At 39.9% G+C, this 7,041-nt stretch carries 6 protein-coding genes; all 6 read right to left on the bottom strand.

What is annotated here, in order from left to right; all coding sequences use genetic code 11:
• Window positions 1-3,039: preprotein translocase subunit SecA (gene secA / locus VLB74_RS04350; protein ID WP_325202239.1), on the bottom strand; the 3,039-nt coding region annotated here is incomplete at its 3' end.
• An 89-nt stretch (window positions 3,040-3,128) separates the two neighbouring features.
• Window positions 3,129-3,350, bottom strand: coding sequence for a DUF2795 domain-containing protein (locus VLB74_RS04345; protein WP_002986941.1), 222 nt, complete (start codon window positions 3,348-3,350; stop codon window positions 3,129-3,131).
• A gap of 167 nt (window positions 3,351-3,517) precedes the next feature.
• A complete protein-coding gene (locus VLB74_RS04340) occupies window positions 3,518-4,090 on the bottom strand; it encodes a cob(I)yrinic acid a,c-diamide adenosyltransferase (protein WP_325202238.1) in 573 nt (190 codons plus the stop codon).
• A 409-nt stretch (window positions 4,091-4,499) separates the two neighbouring features.
• Window positions 4,500-5,189, bottom strand: a complete 690-nt coding sequence (locus tag VLB74_RS04335) for an ABC transporter ATP-binding protein (RefSeq protein WP_325202237.1) — start codon at window positions 5,187-5,189, stop codon at window positions 4,500-4,502.
• 267 nt (window positions 5,190-5,456) lie between these two features.
• Complete coding sequence (locus tag VLB74_RS04330; RefSeq protein WP_325202236.1) at window positions 5,457-6,086, bottom strand: carbonic anhydrase; 630 nt, start codon at window positions 6,084-6,086, stop codon at window positions 5,457-5,459.
• 33 nt (window positions 6,087-6,119) lie between these two features.
• Window positions 6,120-6,929 (bottom strand): O-methyltransferase, encoded by an 810-nt coding sequence (locus tag VLB74_RS04325; RefSeq protein WP_325202235.1) that lies wholly within the window; start codon window positions 6,927-6,929, stop codon window positions 6,120-6,122.
• Window positions 6,930-7,041: the final 112 nt, after the last annotated feature.

Raw genomic sequence — 7,041 nt, 5'->3', positions numbered from 1 at the left:
TGAAATTACTTCTTTGTTGATACCGTCCAACATTTTCTTGAACAGGTTGAATGCTTCAAATTTGTAAATCAGCAACGGATCTTTTTGTTCGTGAACGGCTAACTGAACCGATTGTTTCAACTCGTCCATTTTACGAAGGTGTTTCTTCCATGCTTCGTCAACAATCGCTAAAGTGATGTTCTTTTCGAAATCGGTTAAAAGCGTTTTACCTTCTGAAAGGTATGATTTCTCTAAATCAGTCACTACATTAAGCGTTTTGATGCCATCCGTAAATGGAACAACGATACGCTCAAACTGACCGTTGTTGTTTTCGTAAACATTTTTAATTACAGCATAAGCATCTTTAGCATTGCGATCTTGTTTTTCATCGTAATGTTTTAATGCTGCTTTGTAAACTTTACCGGCTAATTCCACATCGGAAAGTTTATTGAAATCACTTTCAGAAACCGGTGATTCGATAGCAAAGTAACGGATTAATTCGAATTCGAAATTTTTGAAATCTTTGGTAAGCTTGTTGTTTTCCACAACCAGTTCAGCCAAATCATACATCATGTTCGCCAAATCCACTTTTAAACGTTCTCCGTGCAATGCATGACGACGGCGTTTGTAAACTACTTCACGTTGTGCGTTCATTACGTCATCGTATTCCAATAGACGTTTACGCGTACCAAAGTTGTTTTCTTCTACTTTTTTCTGTGCTCTTTCGATGGATTTAGTCATCATGGAGTGCTGAATAACTTCACCTTCTTTGATTCCCATTCTGTCCATGATTTTCGCTACACGCTCTGAACCGAACAAACGCATTAAGTTGTCTTCCAAAGATACATAGAACTGCGAAGTTCCCGGATCTCCCTGACGTCCTGCACGACCACGTAACTGACGGTCTACACGACGTGAATCGTGACGTTCTGTACCAATGATTGCTAAACCTCCGGCTGCTTTTACTTCCGGTGATAATTTAATATCGGTTCCACGACCAGCCATGTTTGTTGCAATAGTTACTACTCCTGCATTACCTGCTTCAGCAACGATTTGCGCTTCTTGTTTGTGTAATTTCGCGTTCAATACATTGTGTTGTACACCGCGCATTTTCAGCATTCGGCTTAATAATTCGGAAATCTCTACCGAAGTTGTACCAATCAATACCGGTCTTCCTGATGCAGCAATTTCCTGAACGTCTTCCGCTACGGCGTTGAATTTTTCACGAACTGTACGGTAGATTAAGTCTTCTTTGTCTTTACGGGCAATTCCTCTGTTGGTTGGAATTTCCACTACGTCTAATTTGTAAATTTCCCAGAATTCGCCTGCTTCTGTAACAGCAGTACCGGTCATACCCGCCAATTTGCTGTACATACGGAAGTAGTTCTGTAATGTAATGGTTGCAAATGTTTGCGTAGCAGCCTCGATTTTTACGTTTTCTTTCGCTTCAATTGCCTGGTGTAATCCGTCAGAATAACGACGGCCATCCATGATACGACCTGTTTGCTCGTCTACGATAAGGATTTTGTTATCCATGATAACGTATTCCGTATCTTTTTCGAATAGGGTATAGGCTTTTAAAAGCTGTGTCAAGGTATGGATACGCTCACTTTTTACAGAGAAATCCTGGAATAGTTGTTCTTTAACTTCCGCTTCTGCTTCTTTCGAAAGTTTTTGTTTTTCGATGTTTGCGATTTCGGTACCGATATCCGGAAGTACGAAGAAATCATCGGAAGTGTCCTGAGAAAGGAATTTGATTCCGTTGTCTGTTAATTCTACCTGATTGTTTTTCTCTTCGATTACAAAATACAAAGCTTCATCAACAATCGGCATTTTACGGTTGTTGTCCTGCATGTATTCGTTTTCTGTTTTCTGAAGTAATTGTTTAACGCCTTCTTCAGATAAGAATTTGATCAATGCTTTATTTTTCGGTAAAGCACGGTAAGCTCTTAAGGTTTGGAAACCGGCATCTTTAGTGTTTCCTTCTTTCATCAAACGTTTTGCCTCGGTAAGGAAACCGTTGGCTAATTGACGCTGAAGGTTGTATAAGTTTTCGATTTTCGGTTTTAATTCGTTGAATTCGTGACGGTCTCCTTGAGGAACCGGTCCTGAAATGATCAACGGTGTTCGTGCGTCGTCAATCAATACGGAATCTACCTCATCGACAATCGCATAATTGTGTTTTCTCTGTACCAATTCGCCCGGCGTATGAGCCATGTTATCTCTTAAGTAGTCGAAACCGAATTCGTTGTTGGTTCCGTAAGTGATATCCGCCTCATAAGCTTTGCGTCTTGCATCGGTGTTCGGTTGGTGGTTGTCAATACAGTCAACAGTCAATCCGTGGAATTCGAATAAAGGTGCTTTCCAGGTGCTGTCACGTTTTGCAAGGTAGTCATTCACGGTTACCAGGTGTACTCCGTTTCCGGTTAAGGCATTTAAATAAATTGGCAGGGTTGCTACCAACGTTTTACCTTCACCCGTTTGCATTTCGGAAATTTTACCTTGGTGTAGAACTGTACCACCAATTAACTGCACATCATAATGAATCATATCCCAAGTGATGGCTTTTCCGGCAGCATCCCAGGAGTTGGCCCAAACGGCGTTGTCTCCCTCGATAGTGATGTATGATTTTGCAGCCGATAATTCGCGGTCTTTTGGAGTCGCAGTAACGGTGATTTGCGTATTTTCCTTGAAACGACGCGCAGTTTCTTTAACTACAGCAAACGCTTCAGGAAGAATGTCGCTCAATACGTTTTCCGAGATTTCATAAGCTTCTTTTTCGATTGCGTCGATAGCAGCATAGATATCCTCTCTTTTGTCGATGTCTTCCGTAGTCTCAACTTCTTGTCTTAAAGCCTCTATTTTAGCATCTTTTTCAGCACGAGCGGCTTTGATCTGATCCTTAAAATAGGTTGTTTTTGCTCTTAGTTCGTCATTTGATAAGGCGGCTAAAGAGCTTTCAAATGATTTTACTTTGGCGATAATCGGTTGAATTGCCTTTACGTCTTTCTGGGATTTATCACCCACAAAAGCTTTTAATATGCTGTTTATGAAACTCATAATCTGGTTTGGTTTATATTCTAATAATAGTCTGCAAATTTACACAAAAAAAAAGCCTCGTGAGAGACTTTTTCTTTGTGCTTTATTTTTTAATATTCATCCTCGTTCCAAAGATAATCTTCGTCGGTGGGATAATCTGGCCATATCTCTTCCATTGATTCGTAGATTTCACCTTCGTCTTCTATTGACTGTAAATTTTCCACTACTTCTAGAGGAGCTCCAGTTCGGATAGCATAGTCGATAAGCTCATCTTTTGTGGCTGGCCACGGGGCATCACTTAAATAAGATGCCAATTCTAATGTCCAATACATCTTTGATTGATTTATAGTTTTATGCAAAAATAAATTTTATACTGAAAAAATCAAGTAAAATTTCTTTTATTTTAAAAAAAGTTAAGAACGTCTTTTTTAGTGTTCAGTTTTCAGTCTCCGTTGACAGTTTTTTGATACTAATACTGCGACTGTATACTGTGACTGAATTACTGCTTACGCGGAATCCATTTCACTTCGTCAGCGTTCAGGTCATTGGACAACTTCCGTGCCAATACAAAAAGATAGTCAGAAAGTCGGTTTAAATAAGTAAGAACCTGCACATCTGTCGGTTCTAATTCATTCAGATGCGTGGCTAAACGCTCGGCACGACGACATACACAGCGGGCGATATGACAATATGACACAGTTGTATGGCCACCCGGAAGTACAAAATGTGTCATTTGTGGCAAGGAAGCATCCATAGAGTCGATTTCGTTTTCAAGAAATTGTACATCTTCATCTGAAATACGGTTGATGTTCAGGCGCTGCTGTCCGTTTTTGAGGACTTCTTTTTCCGGTGGCGTGGCTAAAATGGCTCCAACGGTAAAAAGACGGTCCTGTATTTCGATTAATACATTTTTGTAAAGCGGATTGATGTCCTGATCGCGGATAAGTCCAATATAGGAATTTAATTCGTCCACAGTCCCGTAACTTTCGATGCGGATGTTGTGTTTTGGAACTCGTGTTCCCCCGAAAAGGGCTGTAGTTCCTTTATCTCCGGTTTTGGTATATACTTTCATCTCATTATGGTTTATTTGTTATTGGTATTCGATGGAACTCGCTGAAAGCTCGTTTCGTTTTTTAAGGTTCTTAGTTACTGAGTCGCTAAGTTACTGAGGTTTTTTGGGAAGTTTGTAAAAAAAGAGCCAAATACTGATAGTGATTAGGGTATTTGTTTCTGTTAGACTTTTTTAAGGTTCTGAGTCACTGAGTCGCTAAGTTGCTGAATTTCCTGAGGAGTTACCAAAAATAAAAGACGAAAACTCTATAGCCCCGACAGCAGTGGCACCGTGTAGAACGGATGGCGGGAATAGGGTTTACTGATAGATTCCAAGCCATTCGCTCCATTTTAAAAGTGTTCAGTTTACAGTCGCAGTTTACAGGTTGCAGACTGAACACTGTGACTGAACACTGCGACTGAATACTGGACTACCTGTTCGGATTATCGCTTTCAATCATTCCGTCTTTCAAACGGATGATGCGGTGGGCGTGTTTGGCAATGTCTTCTTCGTGAGTAACCAGAATTACAGTATTTCCGTTAGCGTGGATTTCATTAAAAAGATTCATGATTTCCACGGAAGTTTTACTGTCCAGGTTTCCTGTAGGTTCGTCGGCAAGGATGATAGATGGATGGTTCACTAAAGCTCTTGCCACGGCAACACGCTGGCGCTGTCCTCCCGATAGCTGGTTAGGTTTGTGATCCATACGATCGGCCAGTCCGACTTGCGTCAAAACGGTGGTGGCACGTTTGTTTCGACTTTCTTTATTATACCCGGCGTAAATCATAGGTAATGCTACGTTGTCCAGAGCCGTTGTACGTGGCATGAGGTTAAAAGTTTGAAAAACGAATCCGATTTCCTTATTGCGAATTCCGGCCAGTTCGTCATCTTCCATTTTACTCACGTCTTTCCCGTTTAAAACATACGAGCCTGCGGTAGGAGTATCCAGACAGCCCAAGATGTTCATCAATGTTGATTTTCCGGAACCTGAAGGCCCCATTAAGGCAACATATTCCCCTTTGTTGATTTGTAAATCAATACCTTTTAAAACGTAAACAGTTTCGTTTCCAAGAGGGAAATCGCGGGTAATACCTTTTATATCTATTATGGGTTTTGACATTTTAGCAGTTTTTCGGTTTTAAACTTTAAAGGGAAATTCGATAGGGTATAAGTAGTTAAATGTCTGAAATTGTTACAATGATTTAAAAAAAAACTCCCCATTGATAAGATGAGGAGTTTAAAAAAAGTATGATTGCTGTTAACCATCTGCAAATGCTTTAAACCATGTGCAGATGTTATTTAACGCATAACAAAGATATTGATTTTTAAATAGTTATGTGTTTTTTTTCAACGTTATTTGTTTGTTAAAATTCTTACTTGTTGTGTATTACGGTGTGATTCTGTAAATTTCTTTTATTCCTTCCATAATTTTAGGGAAGTCAATTTTTAAATCAATTAGTTTTCCGGTATGAATGTCGAATATCCATCCGTGTACCTTTAAACATCTTTCATCGCTTGCTTTTTGAACTTCGGCGGTTTTGATGATGTTTATGCACTGTTCCAGAACGTTTAGTTCTATTAGCCTGCGGTATCTGTTTTCTTCGTTTTCGATAGCGTTTAGTTCTTTTTTATGAATCCGATATACATCGCGAATGTTTCTTAACCAAGGGTTCAGAATTCCTAAATCAGACTGTTGCATGGCTGCTTTTACGCCTCCACAACCGTAATGGCCGCAAACGATTATGTTGTTGACTTTCAGCTGAACGACAGCATAATTGATGACCGACATCGAATTCAGATCGGTATTAGGAATCATGTTGGCAATGTTGCGGTGTACGAAAACCTGTCCGGGAGCAGCTCCCATTAGTTCTTCGGCAGTAACACGACTGTCGGAACACCCTATGTATAAGAATTCGGGAGTTTGTCCTTCGGATAATTTTTCAAAATAATGTTCGTCGTTTTCCAGTTTTTTGGCAATCCAGGAGCGGTTGTTTTCGAAAATCTGATTGATGTCCATGTGTGTTGTTTAGAACATCAAAATTACTAAAAATTAGGTTCGGATAACGAAATGTTCTTTCTCCTGTTCATAACGGAAAAACACCAATCCCCACTGAAACGTATCGATAGTAACGGTAACTTTCGGATGTTTTTTTATGGCTTCCCAGGCTTCCTCCATGTCTGCAGACCAATGAATATCGTCGAAAATCCAAACCGTATCGTTGGTGACGGTTGGAAGTAAAAGCTCGAAATACTCCAGCGTGGCTTTTTTGGAATGGTTACCGTCGAAGTAGATGAGTTCCCAGTGACAGTTTTCAGTCGCAGTTTGTGATAAATAGTCACTAAACTCGGTTACAACGGTTTCTATATTATTGAAGTTGAACTTTTGAAATTGTTTTTGTGCAACTCCCGAAGTTTCGGGGCAGCCTTCTAACGTGGTGATTTTTGCTTTCGGATTAGCTCCGCTCCGCTCGTCTGCGACTCGGGTTCCTAAAGAAAGTGCTGAAGTGGCCAATCCTAAAGAAGTCCCGATTTCCAAAATCGATTCCGGTTGGAAATAATTTACGATTCGTAATAATAATTCGGCTCGTTTTTTAGTAATTCCGGCTGTTTTGGCAATTTTTGATATTTGGCGGACATTCGATTTGAAAACCCGTGAGCCGGCTCCGAAATCGGTTACTTCAATCGTGTTTTTGTTTTGAAGCAAGTCGTTTCGGTATTGTTTCAGGAGTTTGTATTCCGCTTTCGGTTTTTTATCGTAAAAACATTTGGTCACCAATGAAAACACAAATGGAGAATGAACCCCGTGTTGGTTTTTGGAGTTCCAGAGGAATTTAAAATAAGCCTTGATAAGGAATAACATCGTGAGTAAGTTTCAAAAAGAAGCGACGAAGATACGAGCCAATTTACAAACATTCAATTTTTTTTGAAGTATTCATAAGCAGGATATTAAAAACTATATTTGCAGCCTTGGT

The organism is Flavobacterium sp., assembly GCF_035456225.1.
Lineage (GTDB): Bacteria > Bacteroidota > Bacteroidia > Flavobacteriales > Flavobacteriaceae > Flavobacterium.
Note: the sequence above shows the minus strand (reverse complement) of the source record. Positions and strands in the feature narration are given on the sequence as shown.